1 protein-coding gene is annotated in these 982 nt (G+C 49.7%); it reads left to right on the plus strand.

Annotated elements, in window-relative coordinates; translation table 11 throughout:
• Positions 1 to 982 (plus strand): UbiD family decarboxylase (locus B3182_RS00455; protein WP_292751113.1); only part of this gene is annotated, 982 nt, incomplete at both ends.

Here is a 982-nt window from a genome sequence, read left to right on the forward strand (position 1 = left end):
CCGGCGATTCTGTTTGAGAACCCGAAGGGCAGCAAGATTCCTGTGTTGGCCAATTTGTTTGGTACGCCGAAACGCGTTGCCTTGGGGATGGGTGAGGATTCGGTTGAAGCGCTTCGGGAAGTTGGCAAGTTGTTGGCATTTCTGAAAGAGCCTGAGCCGCCGAAAGGTATGAAAGACGCTTGGGATAAGTTGCCGATCTTTCGTCAGGTGTTGAATATGGGCCCGAAGGTGGTGAAAAAAGCCCCTTGTCAGGAGCAGGTGATTGAAGGACATGCCATTGATCTGAGTGAATATCCGATTCAACTCTGCTGGCCGGAAGATGCTGCACCGTTAATTACCTGGGGCTTGGTCGTCACTAAAGGTCCACATAAAACCCGACAGAATTTAGGCATTTATCGCCAACAAGTCATCGGTAAAAATCGGGTGATTATGCGTTGGTTATCGCATCGTGGTGGGGCACTGGATTTTAAGGAGTGGCAGCAAACGCATCCGGGTGAACCATTTCCGATCGCTGTGGTGTTGGGCTGTGATCCAGCCACTATTTTAGGTGCTGTAACACCGGTGCCGGACACACTGTCCGAATATGCGTTTGCTGGATTGCTACGCGGTAGTAAAACCGAATTAGTGAAATGTATCGGCAGTGATCTGCAGGTGCCTGCTCAATCTGAGATTGTCCTGGAAGGTTTTATCTATCCGGATGATATGGCACCGGAAGGACCATACGGTGATCACACCGGTTATTACAATGAAATCGACAGCTTTCCGGTATTTACCATTGAGCGAATTACTCAGCGTAAAAATCCGATTTATCACAGCACGTATACCGGTCGCCCACCCGACGAACCGGCGATTCTGGGCGTGGCGTTAAACGAAGTATTTGTGCCGATTCTGCAGAAGCAGTTTCCGGAAATTGTCGATTTTTACCTGCCACCTGAGGGCTGCTCGTATCGGATGGCCGTGGTCAGCATGAAAAAACAATATG

This window comes from Methylophaga sp. UBA4204 (assembly GCF_002379485.1).
Taxonomy (GTDB): Bacteria; Pseudomonadota; Gammaproteobacteria; order Nitrosococcales; family Methylophagaceae; genus Methylophaga.